The organism is Streptomyces sp. NBC_00510, assembly GCA_036013505.1.
Lineage (GTDB): Bacteria > Actinomycetota > Actinomycetes > Streptomycetales > Streptomycetaceae > Actinacidiphila.
The window spans coordinates 4,331,848-4,346,583 of record CP107851.1; the positions used below are offsets into that span (position 1 = coordinate 4,331,848).

8 protein-coding genes are annotated in these 14,736 nt (G+C 74.1%); all 8 read right to left on the reverse strand.

Going from position 1 to position 14,736, the window contains the following annotated elements:
* Positions 1 to 365: 365 nt before the first annotated feature.
* On the reverse strand, positions 366 to 2,135 hold the full coding sequence (locus OG937_19225) for a GMC family oxidoreductase (GenBank protein WUD78814.1): 1,770 nt from the start codon (positions 2,133 to 2,135) through the stop codon (positions 366 to 368).
* A 14-nt stretch (positions 2,136 to 2,149) separates the two neighbouring features.
* On the reverse strand, positions 2,150 to 3,751 hold the full coding sequence (locus OG937_19230; GenBank protein ID WUD73664.1) for a succinic semialdehyde dehydrogenase: 1,602 nt from the start codon (positions 3,749 to 3,751) through the stop codon (positions 2,150 to 2,152).
* Positions 3,752 to 3,873: 122 nt separating this feature from the next.
* On the reverse strand, positions 3,874 to 5,391 hold the full coding sequence (locus tag OG937_19235) for a serine/threonine protein kinase (protein ID WUD73665.1): 1,518 nt from the start codon (positions 5,389 to 5,391) through the stop codon (positions 3,874 to 3,876).
* 20 nt (positions 5,392 to 5,411) lie between these two features.
* A complete protein-coding gene (locus tag OG937_19240) occupies positions 5,412 to 6,788 on the reverse strand; it encodes a serine/threonine protein kinase (GenBank protein ID WUD73666.1) in 1,377 nt (458 codons plus the stop codon).
* A gap of 83 nt (positions 6,789 to 6,871) precedes the next feature.
* Complete coding sequence (locus OG937_19245; protein WUD73667.1) at positions 6,872 to 8,749, reverse strand: protein kinase; 1,878 nt, start codon at positions 8,747 to 8,749, stop codon at positions 6,872 to 6,874.
* 81 nt (positions 8,750 to 8,830) lie between these two features.
* On the reverse strand, positions 8,831 to 10,705 hold the full coding sequence (locus OG937_19250; GenBank protein ID WUD73668.1) for a serine/threonine protein kinase: 1,875 nt from the start codon (positions 10,703 to 10,705) through the stop codon (positions 8,831 to 8,833).
* Positions 10,706 to 10,826: 121 nt separating this feature from the next.
* On the reverse strand, positions 10,827 to 12,446 hold the full coding sequence (locus OG937_19255) for a serine/threonine protein kinase (protein ID WUD73669.1): 1,620 nt from the start codon (positions 12,444 to 12,446) through the stop codon (positions 10,827 to 10,829).
* 102 nt (positions 12,447 to 12,548) lie between these two features.
* A complete protein-coding gene (locus tag OG937_19260; protein WUD73670.1) occupies positions 12,549 to 14,255 on the reverse strand; it encodes a glycerol-3-phosphate dehydrogenase/oxidase in 1,707 nt (568 codons plus the stop codon).
* Positions 14,256 to 14,736: the final 481 nt, after the last annotated feature.

Sequence of the window (14,736 nt, forward strand, 5' to 3'; positions counted from 1 at the left end):
AACACCACGCGTGGACACCGCTCAGACGCAGCTGGGCGGGGTGCCACCGGAGCGATGAGGCGCGCCCGCGCGAGTGGAAGCAATGCGGCCGCGCCGTGGGACCTCGCTCCGGTGATCCAGTGACCGGACAGCAGGGGACAGCAGCCCGGTCACGACTCAAAGTGGCGGTCGGTTCCGGGGACGCCCGGGACCGGCCGCTCTGCGAGGAACACACTACTCATTTCGCGGCACTTGAGCAGGTATCCGACCCTCGATCGAGTGAGTCGGACCCCGCATCGCGCCCCCGCACGGTCCGGAACCCGTACGGAGCACGGCCGAGGGGGCCGCGTCCCGGGCGGGTGCGGCCCCCTCGGCGTCCGGCGGGATCAGGCCTTGGGCGGGACCGGCGGGACGGGCAGCACCGGCAGCCGCAGGGCGCCGAAGGCGTCCGCCGGGACGACCGGGTGCTTGGGCTCGACCGCGGGGACGCGCCGGTAGGCCTCGCCCTGGGCCGGACGCGGGTCGGCGTCCCCCTTGTTGGGCCACAGGGACATGGCGCGTTCGGCCTGCGCGGTGATGGTGAGCGAGGGGTTGACCCCCAGGTTGGCGGAGACCGCGGCGCCGTCCACCACGTGGATGCCCGGGTGCCCGAACAGCCGGTGGTACGGGTCGATCACGCCGTGCCCGGCGTCCTCGCCGATCACACAGCCGCCCAGGAAGTGGGCGGTGAGCGGGGTGCCCATCAACTCGCCGACGTTGCTGCCCGCGAAGCCGTTGATCTCCTCGGCCAGCAGGCGCGCGGCCTCGGCGCCCTCGGGGATGAAGGAGGGGTTGGGCGCGCCGTGCCCCTGCCGGGCGGTGAGCAGTCCCTTCCCCAGGCCCTTGGGCTTGCGGTAGGTGGTCAGCGAGTTGTCCAGGGACTGCATGACCAGGCCGATGATGGTGCGCTCGGACCAGCGGCGGTTGGACAGCGACCGCATCAGCAGGACCGGGTGGCGCGCGCAGTGCGCCAGGTAGGCCAGCCCGCGCGGCAGCCGCGTGCCGTGCGGGACCTGCAGGATGGACAGGCCGCCCATCGAGTTGGAGCCCTTGCCGTAGCGGACCGGCTCGATGTGGGTGTTCTCGTCGGGGTGGATCGAGGACGTGATGGCCACGCCCCGCGTGAAGTCCACCCGCTGCTCGCCGGTGCGCCGGCGGTAGCGGCGGCTGTCGGTCTGCGCGCCCACCAGCGCCTCGGAGTTGGTGCGGGTCAGCTCGCCGAGCCGCGCGGACAGGCCGGGCAGCCGGCCCGCGTCGCGCATGCGGTGCAGCAGCGTCTGGGTGCCGTAGGTGCCGGCGGCGACGACCACGTGCCCGGCACGCAGCACGCGCGGCTTCGCCTTGCGCCGGCGGTCGGTGGGGACGACGGTGACGTCGTAGCCGCCCTCGGCGTTCTCCGACAGCCCGGTGACGGTGGTCATCGCGTGGATCTCGGCGCCCGCCTTCTCGGCGAGGTGGAGGTAGTTCTCGTTGAGGGTGTTCTTGGCGCCGTGGCGGCAGCCGGTCATGCACTCCCCGCACTCCGTGCAGGCCCGCCGGGCGGGGCCGGCGCCGCCGAAGTACGGGTCGGGCACCTCGCCGCCGGGCGTGGCCTTGGCGTCGCCCGAGGCGTCCTGGCCGTCGCCGAAGAACACTCCGACCGGGGCCATGTGGAAGGAGTCGCCGACGCCCATCCGCTCGGCGGTCGCCTTCAGGTGGACGTCCGAGGGGGTCATGGTCGGGTTGAGCCGCACGCCGAGCATGCGCTTGGCCTGGTCGTAGTGGGGGGCCAGTTCCTCCTGCCAGTCGGTGATGTGGCCCCACTGGCGGTCCTCGAAGAAGGCCTTCGGCGGGACGTAGAGGGTGTTGGCGTAGTTGAGCGAACCGCCGCCGACCCCCGCGCCGGCCAGGATCATGACGTTGTCGAGCAGGTGGATGCGCTGGATCCCGTACAGGCCGAGCGCCGGGGCCCACAGGTAGTCCTTGATGTGCCAGGAGTTCTTCGGCAGCGACTCCCGGGTCCAGCGGCGGCCGGCCTCCAGGACGCCGACCGTGTAGCCCTTCTCCGTCAGGCGCAGCGCCGACACGGATCCGCCGAAGCCGGACCCGATCACGATCACGTCGTAGTCGTAGGACATCCGCTCCCCCTCCATCAGCGGAGCCTCAGCGCCTTCATCACCCGGAGGCTGCGGCTCATGAAGGCCGCGTACGCCGCGTCGTCCATGCCCAGCGACGGGGCCATCGGCAGCAGGCGCTGCGTCGCCACCGTCTGCGCCTCGGTGTACTTGAGGATGCCCTCGGAGCCGTGCCTGCGGCCGAGCCCGGAGTCCTTCATGCCGCCCATCGGTGACTGCACGCTGCCGTACGCCGGCGCGTAGCCCTCGTTGACGTTGACGGTGCCGCTGCGCAGACGCGCGGCGATGCGGGCGCCGCGGCGTGTGTCCTTGGTCCAGACGCTGGAATTGAGGCCGTACGGCGTCGCGTTGGCGCGCTCGACCGCCTCGTCCTCGTCGGTGAAGCGGTACACGGACACCACCGGGCCGAAGGTCTCCTCCGCGCACACGGCCATCGGCGGCTCGACGCCGTCCAGGACGGTCGGCTCGAAGAAGTACGGGCCGACGTCGGGCCGGGCCCTGCCGCCGGTGAGGACGGTGGCGCCCTTGGCGACGGCCTCCTCCACGTGCCGGGTGACGGTCTCCAGCTGGCGCTCGCCGGCCAGCGACCCCATCCCGGCGCCGTAGGCGAGGGCGGTGCCGAGCTTGAGGGCCCCGGCGCGCGCGGTGAAGCGCTCCAGGAAGGCGTCGGCGACGGACGCGTGGACGAAGAGCCGCTCGATGGAGATGCACAGCTGGCCCGCCGAGGAGAAGCAGGCGCGGACCGCGCCCTCGGCCGCCTTGTCGAGGTCGGCGTCCTCCAGCACCAGCAGGGCGTTCTTGCCGCCGAGTTCGAGGGAGGCGCCGATCAGGCGGGCCGCGGCACGCGTGGCCACGTCCCGGCCGGTACGGGTGGAGCCGGTGAAGGACACGTAGTCGGCGTGCTCCACGACCGCCGGGCCGACGACCGGGCCCTCGCCGATGACGACCTGCCAGACGTCGGCGGGCAGTCCGGCCTCGATCAGCTGCTCGCGCGCCCACAGGGCGGTCAGCGCGGTCTCGGTGTCGGGCTTCATCACCACGGCGTTCCCGGCGGCGAAGGCGGGCAGCGCGTCGCCGATGGAGAGTTCCAGGGGGTAGTTCCACGGCGCGATCTGGCCGACGACACCGCGCGGGTGCCGCAGCTCCCGCACCTTGGTGAGGGCCGGGATGGCGCCGGTGTGCCGCTTGGGCCTCAGGTACGACGGGGCCTTGACGCCGTAGTGCCGCGCGGCGACGGCGACCGCGAGCACCTCCTCGTGCGCGTGCAGCCGCGTCTTGCCGGTCTCCAGCTGGATCAGGTCCAGCACCTCGGACTGGCGGGCCAGTACGAGGTCGTGGAAGCGCAGCAGCACCGCGGCGCGGCGGCGCACCGGCGTCGCCGCCCACGCCTTCTGCGCCTCCCGCGCCCGCTCGTAGGCCGTCGCCACGTCCTCCGGCGTCGACTCGGGGAGCTCCGCCAGCTTCTCGCCGGTCAGCGGCGTGTGGTTCACGGTCCGGCCGCTGCCGGCGACGCCCCGCGTCAGCCGCGCCACGAGGTCCGGTGTCACCACGTCCGCGGCGGTCCTGGTGCCGGAGGGGGCGACCGGATTGCCGTTACCGGCAGTAGGAGAGTCCGTCATGGCGGGAGCGTACGACGGGGTGACACCGCGTGCATACCCGTCAGTAGCCAGTTTTCACAATTACGCCAGCAAAAGCTGGCAGGAACGCCGCGACCCGTCCCCGGCCCCTCCGTGCCGGGACGTCATCCGGTGCGGAAGGTGACGCGGGCGGTGTCGAAGTAGTCCCGTCCCCGCTCGGCCAGCTGCAGGGGCGAGGAGACCCACAGGTCGTACTGGCGGCCGCCCTCCTCCCAGCACAGGTCGAAGGTGCGGCGCGGCTCGCCGAGCGTGAAGCCGTCCCAGGTGAACTGCCACAGCGCGGCCGGGTGCCCGTTCTGCGTGGTGGGGGTGACGAAGCCGTCCCGGTAGCCCCGGTACGCCGCCGGGCCGGAGGCGTCCTGGGCCCGCATGACCGCCTCGGGGCCGCGGGCGTCCGGCGGCTGGCTGCGGATGCCGACGCGGAACTCCTCGCCGGCGGAGTAGTAGAAGATCCGCGGCGGTTCCGGGGAGCGCCGGAAGCCCTCCGGCAGGGCGAGCGAGAAACCGGCGGGGTCGTCGACCGTGCGGAAGCCCGCGGGGAGCTCCGAGGCGGACGGCGCCGGGGAGGCCGGTGTGGACGAGGCGGACGGGGTGGCGTGCGTGGCCTTGCCGCTGGTGGCGACGGTGCGGACCGGGGAGGCGCCACCCCCCGGGGATCCCCCGTCCGGCAGCAGGGACGCCGCCGCGACACCGGCCCCCGCCAGCACCGCCACGCCCAGCGCGGCCGCGAGCGGGGCCCGTCTGCGCCGGGCCCGCGGAAGCGGCGCGTCCTGCCGCTCCGCCTCCGGGACGGGCGCCGGCGCGGGCACCGCGGTGGGCGGCACACCGGTCTCGGCGTAGGCGGCGAGCAGGGTCTCGGTCTCCTCCGCGGTCGGCCGCCGCCCGGGCTCGCGGCGCAGCAGCGCCTCGACCACCGGCAGCAGCGGCCCGGTCCGCTCCGGCGGCCGGATCTCGTCGAAGACGACGGCGTGCAGCACCTCCCCCAGCGAGTCACGGCGGAACGGCGACCGCCCGACGACGGCCGCGCACAGCAGGACGCCCACCGACCACAGGTCCGAGGCGGGCCCGGCGGCCTGCCCGGACATGCGCTCGGGGGCGGTGTACTCGGGAGAGCCCACGAAGTCCCCGGCCTTGGTCAGCGTGGTCGCGCCCGCCACCCGCGCGATGCCGAAGTCGGTCAGCACGACCCGCCCGGTGCCGTGCTCGACGAGGACGTTGCCGGGCTTGATGTCGCGGTGGAGGACCCCGCGCTCGTGCGCCGCCCGCAGCGCGCCGGTGACGGCGGCGCCGACACGGGCGGCCTCGCGCGGTGCCAACGGGCCGTCCTGGGCGAGGACTTCGGCCAGCGAGCGGCCGTCGACGAGTTCCATGACGATCCAGGGGCGGCCGTCCTCCTCGACCACGTCGAACAGGACGATCACGTGGGGATGCCGTATCTGCGCGACCGTGCGGGCCTCCCGCAGGGCGCGGTCCTCCTCGCCCTCGGCGTGCAACTCCTTGACCGCCACCCGGCGGCCCAGCAGTTCGTCGTCGGCCCGCCACACCGTGCCCATGCCGCCGCGCCCGAGCCGCCCCGTGATCCGGTAGCGCCCGGCGACCAGCCGCCCCCCGTCGCCCGTCATGGGGCCATGATGCCGCACCGTCAGTTCCCCGGCTCCGGTCGCCAGGTCCGCAGCGCCACCTGGAACCCGGCGGAGGCGGCGGCCCAGTCGCCGGCCGGCGCCCCCATGTAGATGGCGTACTCGCTGCCGTCGGCCGCGACGTACGCCTGGTCGACGGCGCGGCGCGGGCCCGGGTGCTCCTTGGAGTCGGTCCAGCTGAACTCCCACAGGCAGCCGTCGCCGCCCCGGAAGGTGTTCTGGTGCAGCCGCACCCGGGTGTAGTCGGGCAGCGCCCGGACGCTCTTCTCCAGTTCGAGCAGGTGCATGTACGGATTGAGCCCCGGCGCCGCGCGGCCGACACCGATGCGCAGCCGGTGCGCGCCGTCGTCGGGCGTGTAGTCGATCTGGTCGCCGTCCAGTTGCCGCTTCCAGCCGCGCGGCACGGCCAGGCTGAACCCCGCCGGGTCGTGGACCCGCACGTAGCCGGCCGGGACCCCGGTGCCGTCGCCGTGCCCCTTCACCACCGCCAGGACGGCTCCGGTGCCCGCGAGCAGCGCCACCGCGACCGCGGCCGCCACGAGGGCGGTGCGCCGCCCGCCGGGGCGGCGGCGCCGGGGACCATCCGCCGCGATGGCCGCGAGGGTGGTCGCCAACCGCCCGGCCTCCGGCCGCGCGGCCGGCTCCTTCGCGAGCAGCGCCGCGATCACCGGGCGCAGCGGACCGGCCGCCCGGGGTTCGGGCAGGTCCTCGTACACCACGGCCTGCAGCGTGCCGATCGGCGAGGTGCGGCGGAACGGCGAGCGTCCCTCGACCGCCGCGTAGAGCGTGGCGCCCAGCGACCACAGGTCGGACTCCGGCCCGGGACGGCCGCCGCGGGCCCGTTCGGGCGCCAGGTAGTCGACGGAGCCGACGAGTTCGCCGGTCCGGGTGATCGCCGAGTCGCCCTCGACGACGGCGATGCCGAAGTCCGTCAGCAGGACCCGGCCGTCGCGGGCGAGCAGCACGTTGGCCGGCTTCACGTCCCGGTGGAGCACCCCCGCGGCGTGCGCCGCGCGCAGCGCCTCCAGCACGGCGGCGGCCACGGCGGCCGCCCGCCGCGGAGGCAGCGGGCCGTCCCGCCGCACCACCTCGTCCAGGGAACGGCCGTCGACCAGTTCCATGACGATCCAGGGCCGGCCGTCCTGTTCCACGACGTCGTGGACGGTCACCACGTTGGGGTGGTTGATCCGGGCCGCGGCGCGGGCCTCCTGCTTCATGCGCTCCTGGAGCACGGCGCGGTCGTCCTCGGCGAGGTGGGCGCCGAGCGTCAGCTCCTTGACGGCGACGGTGCGCCGCAGCACGACGTCCTGGGCCTCCCACACCCGCCCCATGCCGCCGCGGCCGATGACGTCGCCGAGCCGGTACCGTCCGGCCAGCACGCTTCCGCTCCCGCTCACTCCCCTGCCCCCACGGCTTCTGCGACGCGCGCCGCAGCCGCGCGGTTCCGGTCCGGGCGCCGCCCTCAGGTGGTGCGGTAGGTCTCCGCGGCCTTCTCGAAGTACCGCTTGACGTCGGCGCGCCGGCCGTCCGGCCCGATGACCAGGACGACGTGGTACCTGCCGTCGCGGATCATCACCAGGTTGCGCGCGAACAGCTGCCGCCCGGAGCCGTCGCTCCAGCTGAACTCCCCTTCGGCGGCGGCGATCCCACCCATGTCGAGGCGGCGCAGGCCGGAGGCCGAGGACCACCCGGAGGCGCGGAAGCCCGCCAGCTCCGGCTCGTCGTTCTGGTAGACGATCGGGTCGCCGCCCTTGTCGGCGACGGAGTCGCGGCCGGGTACGACGAGCAGCTGGTAGTCGCCGCCGGTGTAGCGGACCTGCCCGTCGGCGTTCTTCCCCGTGCGCTGCCAGCCGTTGGGGACGGCGAGGCTGAAGCCGGCCGGGTCGGTGCGCAGCCGGAAGTCGCCGCCGAGGCCGGTGGTGGTGGCGGCGTCCGCGGGGGCGGACCGCGTGGGCGGCGGGGCGCTCGTGGCGGGGGCCGTGCTCCGCGGGGCCTTCGTGCCCGGCGGCTTGGTCGTCTGCGGCCGCTCGTCGCCGCCGGGCACCTGCGCGGGCAGGGTCCGCGTGGCGCCGGCCGCGCCCTGGTCGTCCATGGCCCCGCCGCGCGGCATGAAGAGCACCGCGTACAGCACGGCGGCGACCATCAGGAGCAGCACCAGACCGACCAGGGTGACCCCGAGGCTGCGCGGACCGCGTGCCGTCCCCTGCCGCCGCTCCTTGGTGCGCTTGTGGCGCCCGTGGGCGGGATGGGCGGGTACGGGGTCGGCGGCGGCCTTGCGGCGCCGCACCAGTTCGCCGCGGCGCCGTACGACCGGCAGCTTGTGCGGATCGTCGGCGGGCACGGGCACCGTGCTCAGCCCCACGTCCGGCTCGGGCGCGGACCGGACGAGCGAGCGCAGCCAGCCGCGCAGCTCCTCCGCGTCGGGCCGCTCCTCGGGATCCTGGCGGAGCAGGGACTCCACGACGGGCCGCAGCGGGCCGCACTCCTCGGCGTACGCGGGCGGCTCGGCGATGACCAGCTGGACCAGTTCCGCCGTGCTCTCCTCCGGGAACGGCGGATGCCCCTGGACGCTGCGGAACAGCAGGGACCCCAGCGCCCACAGGTCGGCGGCCGGACCGACCGGCGGGGCGAGCTGCCAGTTCTCGTGGACCTCGGTGGCCTGCTCCGGGGCCCACCGCTCGGTGACCGGGCCGACCACGGTGAGCCGGGCCTGCCGGGCGCGCTCCAGCTCCAGCGCGGAGTGCGGGCCGTCCCAGCTGCCGCCGGGCGCCTCACCGCCCCCGACCATGGCGGGCACCGGCACCGGGTTGTACCCGCACAGCGCCTCCTGGGCGGCGCCCACGGCCAGGCCCGAGAGCATCGCCCGGCCGTCGTCGCAGACCAGCACGGTCCCGCCGGTGACATTGCGGTGCACCCAGCCCTGCGTGTGCAGCACGCGCAGGGCGGTCAGCACGTCGGAGGCCACCTCGGCGGCGCGGTACGGGCTGAGCCGCTTGTCGGCGAGGACCGCGGCCAGCGGGCGGGCGGCGACCAGCTCGCTCACTATCCACACGCTGCCGCCCTCGACGAAGATGTCGAAGACCTGCACCAGCCGGGGGTGATCGGGTATCGCGGCCGCGGCCCGCGCCGCCTCCAGGGCCCGGCGGGCGGTGTCCCTGCCGTCACCGTGCTGGGGATCGGGCTCGGCGCTGACGACCTCGGGGAGCAGGACCTGGCGTATCAGCACCTCCTGGTTGCTGAAGGTGTCCCAGGCCCGGGTCTCCACCAGTTCGAACTCGTCGGCGGGCGGCCGCGGCAGGCGGTAGCGGTCGGCCAGTACGCGTCCCGCGTAGTCGTCCACGACGCCTCCCCAAAGCGTCAGATCCGATCCGTTCTGGATGCGGACAGTCCGCAATGACTCACGATACGTGCTCGAGCGGCGTCACTTGGCCGGTTTGAAGGTCTTGAAGAAGCTCGCCAGCATGGCCTGGGTCTTCGGGCTGTCCCAGTCCGCGGCGGGCGCCGTGAACAGGATCGCGTAGCCGTGGTGGTCGTCCACCACGAAGCCCCGGTTCACCGCGCGCATCTTGGTGCCGCCGGAGGTGAAGGTGAACTGCCAGTCGGCGGTGGTGCGGTAACCGCGGTAGTCGACCGTCTTGATGAACAGCCGCTGGTAGCCGGGGTACCCGCTCCTCGACCGCGGCTCCTGGTCCCGCCAGGCGGCCGCCGCGTCCTTGCCGGGCGTGGTGGTCCAGTCGACCTGCACACGCGGCCGGTTGCCGGCGTTGAATATCCGGCCGGTGCCGTAGCCGTTGTCCTTGCTGTTCGCGGCCCAGCCGTCGGGCAGCGCTATCGAGAAGTCACCGGCCGACGAGGTGTAGGTCTTCCAGCCGGCCGGAACGGCAGCGGCGCCGTCCTTCCCGCTGCCGGAGCCGTCCGAGGACCCGGAGGACGAACTGCCCGACCCCTTGCCGGAGTTGTCGTCGTTCCCCTTGTCGTCGCCGCCCTTGCCGGAGTCGTCCTCGCTCCCCTTGCCCTGGTCGTCGCCGCCCTTGCCGTCCTGGACGCCGTCGTCACCGGACTTGGGGCTCGCCGAGGCGGCCGGCCCGGCGGGCTGCCTCGCGCCCGGGTCGTCGTCGCCCTGGGCGGCCCAGAAACCGATCCCGGTTCCGAGCAGCGCGAGGGCCACCACGACCGCCGCGAAGAGCAGTCCGCGGCGGCGGCGCTCGTCCAGCGACGCCAGGAACGGCACCCGGGGGGCGGCGGCCGGGGCGGGGACCGGTACCGGCGCGACCGGCGCGGACGCGGTCGCCGGGGTGACCGCGGTCGCCGGGGTGGTCTCGGGCTCCGGCTTGGCCTTGGCGGCCCGCAGCGCCGCCTGGTCGGCGGCGGCGGCCCGGGTGGCCGGCGGCGCGTCGGTGGGGGTCGGCTGCGGGTCGGAAGGCGGCAGCGGCATGGTGCGCGTGGCCTCGGCGACCGGGACGTCCGGCGCGTGGGCGACGCCGGTGAGCAGCGGGCGCACACCCGCGTCGTCCAGCCGCAGCTCGGGGTCCTTGTTGAGCAGCCCCTGGATCGCGTCGGCCAGCGGGCCCGCGTTGCGCGGGGTGCGCAGCGGCTCGGTCATGACCGCGGTGAGCGTGGCGATGGCGGAGCCCTTGTCGTAGGGCGGCCGGCCCTCGATCGAGGCGTACAGCAGGGCGCCCAGCGACCACAGGTCGGCCGGCGGGCCAGGCTTCTGGCCGCGCGCCCGCTCCGGCGAGATGTACGAGGGAGCGCCGACGAGCATGCCGGTGGAGGTGACCGACGGGTCGCCGTCGATCTGGGCGATGCCGAAGTCACTGAGCACGACGCGGCCGTCGTCGGCGATCAGGACGTTGGACGGCTTCACGTCGCGGTGGAGGATGCCCTCCTTGTGGGCGGCCCGCAGGACGTCCAGGACGGTCAGCCCGACCTCGGCGGCCCGCTTGGGCGTGAGCGGTCCGTCCTCGCGGATCGCGTCCGACAGCGAGCGGCCCTCGACCAGCTCCATGACGATCCAGGGCCGGCCGTCCTCCTCGACGACGTCGAAGACCGTCACGGCCCCGGTGTTGCGGATCCGGGCGGTCGCCTTGGCCTCGCGCAGGGTGCGGGTCACCAGGCGGCGCTTCTCGTCCTCGTCGATGTTGTGCGGGAAGCGCAGCTCCTTCACGGCGACCGTGCGACCGAGCGTCTCGTCGACGGCCCGCCAGACGGTACCCATGCCGCCCTTGCCGAGGACGGCGCCGAGACGGTAGCGGTCGGCGATGAGACGCTGGTCGGTGTCGTGCGCCTGGCCCATGAATTCCCTCTGCCGTCGCTGAAGATGAAGCTCCCTCATCGCCTGCTTTCGGCGACCGGGGGATGGAGACCTCCATCATCCCTGACTCGGGGCCGTGGTCCCACCCCGGCCCCGGCGTGTGCTAGTCGTGGACGACGAGTCCGGCCACCGCGTTGTCGAAGACCGGCCGGAAATCACCCCATTGAGCCGTCGGCGCGGAGAGGTAGACGGCGAACTCGCGTTCACCGGGCTCCCCGAAGCCCAGGTCGATGGCGCGGAAGTCGCGGGCCTTGCCCTCGAAGCTGAACTCCCATATGGCCGCCGGGCGCTCGCGCCAGCGGGTGCTCTGCATGCGCAGCCGCTCGTACCCGGGCAGCTTGGGGATGGTCTGCTGTTCCTCTTCCTCGAAGTGCGCCAGCGGGTCGTTCGCCGCGTAGTCCAGCGTGCCGATCCGCATGCCGGCCAGACCGGTCGGGTCGATGTAGATGACCTGCTGGCCGTCGTCGCTGACCTGACGGGTCCACCCGTCGGGCACCGGGACCGAGAACCCGCGGTCCGGTTCCTCCGCCAGGTGGTAGCCGGCCGGCACGGGCGACGGACCCGGCACGGACGGGGAGGGTGAGGAGGGCGAGGAGGGCGAGGACGAGGTCGCGGAATGGCTCGGCCGCGCCGCGTCGCCCTGCGCGCCGCCGGAGCTGCCGAAGTGCTCGGCGGCGTAGAACCCGCCGCCGGCGAGGGCGGCGGCCAGCGCCACGGCCACCAGCGCCCGTACACCGGTGCTGCGCCGCCGCTCCGGGACGGGCGGCGGGACCGGAACCCCAGACGGGACCGTGGGGGCGTGCGACGGCGCGGGCTGCGCGGCCGGTGCCGGAGGCCGGACGACGGCGGTCGGCGCGGTGTGCGACAGGGTGAGGCTCTCGCGGGGGACGTTGGCGGTCTCGGTCTCGGCGGCGCTCGCCCGCAGCATCCGCTCGGCGTCCGCCGCCGACAGACGCCGCTCCGGCTCCCGCACCAGCAACCCCGCGATGACCGGCCCCAACGGCCCCGCCAGACCCGCCACCGGCACCTCATCGGTGGCGATCGCGTACGCCGTCTCGATCGCCGTGTCCCGGCGGAACGGCGAACGCCCCTCCACCGCCTGGAACAACGTCGCCCCCAACGCCCACAGATCCGCCTCCGGACCCGGAGCACCACCGGTCAGCCGCTCCGGAGCCAGGAAATCGATCGAACCGATCAACTCACCCGTCCGCGTCAGCGTCGACGTCCCCGAAGCCTGCGCGATCCCGAAATCGGTCAGCACCACCCGCCCCGACTCCGACAACAGCACATTGCCCGGCTTCACATCCCGGTGCAGCACCCCCGCCGCATGCGCCGCACGCAGCGCCGCCACCATCCCCCGGCCGATCCGGGCCGCCTCCGCCGGCCCCACCGGACCCCGCTCCTTGAGCAGATCACCCAAGGTCGTCGACGGCACGTACTCCATCACGATCGTCGGCAGACCCTCGTCGTCCACCACGTCGTGCACCACCACGACATTGGGATGACTGATCCGCGCCGCACTGCGCGCCTCCCGCCGGGTCCGCTCGAACAACGTCTCCAGCTCGTCGTCCTGCAGGTGCGGCTGGGGCGGGTGCAAACGCTTGACCGCCACCGCGCGGCCCAGCAGCTCGTCCTCGGCCCGCCAGACCGTGCCCATGCCGCCACGGCCTATCCGCTCCACCAGCCGGTATCTCCCGGCCACCAGGCGTCCGAGCTCGGACATCGCGCGCCCCTTCCTGGAACCTACGAGAAGGAACGATATCCGGCCGGGCCACGGGAACCGCCGAAGCCGTGGCCCACGCCTCACGCGGCGTACCGGCGGCGGCTACAGCGGGACGATGTCCGGGGCGCCCAGCCGGGCCGCGTCCGCGGTCTGGTCGTCGGGCTGGCGCTGGGACTCCCGCTCGGCCTCGACCCGCTTCTCGTAGTGCTCGACCTCCTTCTCCACCTGCTCCTTGTCCCAGCCCAGGACGGGGGCCATCAGCTCGGCGGCCTCACGGGCGCTGAGCGTGCCGCGGTCGAAGGTCTCGATGGAGATGCGGGTGCGCCGGGTGAGCACGTCGTCCAGGTGCCGCGCCCCCTCGTGCGAGGCGGCGTAGACGACCTCGGCACGCAGGTAGTCGTCGGCCGCGCCCAGCGGGCGGCCCAGCGACGGGTCGTCCTCGATCAGCTGCAGCAGTTCCTCGCAGAGCGAGCCGTAACGGTTGAGCAGGTGCTCGATCCGCGCCACGTGCAGCCCGGTGCGCGCCGCGATCCGGGCCCGCGCGTTCCACAGGGCGTGGTAGCCCTCCGCGCCGGCCAGCGGGACCTCCTCGGTGACGCACTCGGCGACCCGGTGCGCCAGGCCGTGCACGGCCGCGTCCACCGCGTCCTTGGCCATCACCCGGTACGTCGTGTACTTGCCGCCCGCGACCACCACCAGGCCCGGCACCGGGTGCGCCACGGTGTGCTCGCGCGACAGCTGACTGGTGGCCTCCGACTCCCCGGCCAGCAGCGGCCGCAGGCCCGCGTACACGCCCTCCACGTCGTCCCGCGTCAGCGGCACGGCGAGCACGGAGTTGACGTGTTCCAGCAGGTAGTCGATGTCCGCGCTGGACGCGGCCGGGTGCGACTTGTCCAGGCTCCAGTCGGTGTCCGTCGTCCCGACGATCCAGTGGCGGCCCCACGGGATCACGAAGAGCACGCTCTTCTCGGTCCGCAGGATCAGCCCCGTCGAGGAGTGGATCCGGTCCTTCGGCACGACCAGGTGTATCCCCTTGGACGCCCGCACGTGGAACTGGCCGCGCTCCCCGATCAGCGCCTGCGTGTCGTCCGTCCACACCCCGGTGGCGTTCACGATCTGCCGGGCGCGCACCTCGTAGACGCCCCCGGCCTCCACGTCCTCGACACGGGCGCCCACCACGCGCTCGCCCTCGCGCAGGAACCCGATCACCCGGGCCCGGTTCGCGGCCAGCGCGCCGTACGCGGAGGCCGTCCTGACCAGCGTCATCGTGTACCGGGCGTCGTCCATCTGCGCGTCGTAGTACTGCAGCGCCCCGACCAGGGCCTCCTTCCGCAGGCACGGCGCCACCCGCAGCGCGTTCTTCCGGCTCAGGTGGCGGTGGTGCGGCAGGCCGCGGCCGTGCCCGGAGGACAACGCCATCGTGTCGTACAGCGTCACACCGGCGCCCGCGTAGAAGCGCTCCCAGACGCGGTGCTGCAGCGGGTACAGGAACGGCACCGGCTTCACCAGGTGCGGCGCCAGGCGCTGGAGCAGCAGACCGCGCTCCTTGAGGGCCTCCCGGACGAGGGCGAAGTCCAGCATCTCCAGGTAGCGCAGCCCGCCGTGGATCAGCTTGCTCGACCGGCTCGACGTCCCGGACGCCCAGTCGCGGGCCTCCACGATGCCGGTCGCCAGCCCGCGCGTCGCGGCGTCCAGCGCCGTCCCGGCGCCCACGACGCCCGCGCCCACCACGAGTACGTCGAGTTCCTGCTCCGCCATCCGGGCGAGCGCGGAGGCACGCTCCGCCGGTCCCAGTGTCGCCGTCAGCATCCTGGCCTCCCGTCGTGACGCGGGGTCGCGCCTCAGCGCATTCCCCGTCCCCACGATCGTTACCCGTGTCGTGGGCCCCGGCTACTTCGGGCTCCGCCGGTCCGGGGTGTGTTCTGTGCGGGCCGGTTGTCGTGTGCGGGTTGTTTGCGCCTGCGGCGGGCATCCCCCGCCCTCCCGCCCGATTGCCCGGCGCGATTGGTGCGGGCCTCGCGCGGTTCGTGGTGGGCCGGGGTCAGGGCCTGCGGGGCTGGGCATTCTGGACCGCATATTTATGTGCATGACGGGCGGTATTTGTTGTGCCGCCCGTGCCGCACAACAAATACACGTCAGCGTCCAGAACGCTCACCCTCCCCCAGCCTTCGGCCGGGGGTGCCCCCACCTCCCCCGCCCCCTCCCTATCGCGGGCGACCAACGGCCGGAGGGTGGCTGAGACGGCGGTCCGGGGTCGCCGCAAGTGCCCCACTGAACCCCCACCGGCCGT

Excerpts from the sequence above, each read along its gene's own strand:
- OG937_19235 (WUD73665.1), bottom strand. The coding sequence starts at position 5,391 with ATGACGGGCGACGGGGGGCGGCTGGTCGCCGGGCGCTACCGGATCACG.
- OG937_19250 (WUD73668.1), bottom strand. The coding sequence starts at position 10,705 with ATGGGCCAGGCGCACGACACCGACCAGCGTCTCATCGCCGACCGCTAC.
- OG937_19255 (WUD73669.1), bottom strand. The coding sequence starts at position 12,446 with ATGTCCGAGCTCGGACGCCTGGTGGCCGGGAGATACCGGCTGGTGGAG.
- OG937_19225 (WUD78814.1), bottom strand. The coding sequence starts at position 2,135 with ATGTCCTACGACTACGACGTGATCGTGATCGGGTCCGGCTTCGGCGGA.
- OG937_19230 (WUD73664.1), bottom strand. The coding sequence starts at position 3,751 with ATGACGGACTCTCCTACTGCCGGTAACGGCAATCCGGTCGCCCCCTCC.
- OG937_19260 (WUD73670.1), bottom strand. The coding sequence starts at position 14,255 with ATGCTGACGGCGACACTGGGACCGGCGGAGCGTGCCTCCGCGCTCGCC.